Source organism: Dactylosporangium aurantiacum (assembly GCF_000716715.1).
Taxonomy (GTDB): Bacteria; Actinomycetota; Actinomycetes; order Mycobacteriales; family Micromonosporaceae; genus Dactylosporangium; species Dactylosporangium aurantiacum.
Genome location: NZ_JNYJ01000164.1, coordinates 1 through 386, shown reverse-complemented (window position 1 = coordinate 386; position 386 = coordinate 1). Strand labels below are relative to the sequence as shown.

1 protein-coding gene is annotated in these 386 nt (G+C 78.8%); it reads right to left on the bottom strand.

What is annotated here, in order from left to right:
• The coding region (locus OP18_RS50770) for a hypothetical protein (protein WP_033368054.1) at positions 1–268 on the bottom strand (268 nt) is incomplete at its 3' end.
• Positions 269–386: the final 118 nt, after the last annotated feature.

The window sequence follows — 386 nt, the reverse complement described above, 5'->3', positions numbered from 1 at the left end:
GGGCCCGGCGCAGGGGCAGGACGGTGTCGCGGTGGAAGTCGGCGGGATGGGAGTCGCGGGCGGCGTAGAGGTCGTCGCAGAGCGGTGCGGCGGTCAGGGCCAGTTCGGTGTCGAGCCGGTGGAGGCGGGTCAGCAGGTCCCGGAATGCGGCCGCGGCGGGATGCTGGGCCGGGTGGGCGAGGACGGTGGCGCGGGCCAGCGCGTAGGGCGCGGACCGTACCCGGTAGCCGTCGGGGCCGGGGGCGGAGTGCGGGCGCGGCTGCGGCATGGGTTCCCGTCCTGGGGGGGGGGGGGGCGCGCGCCTCCCCGCCGGGCGGGGGGCCCGGCGGGAAGCCTCTGGCGAACGGTCACGCGGTGGCGCTGTGGTGCGGTGGTGCGGTGTGCAA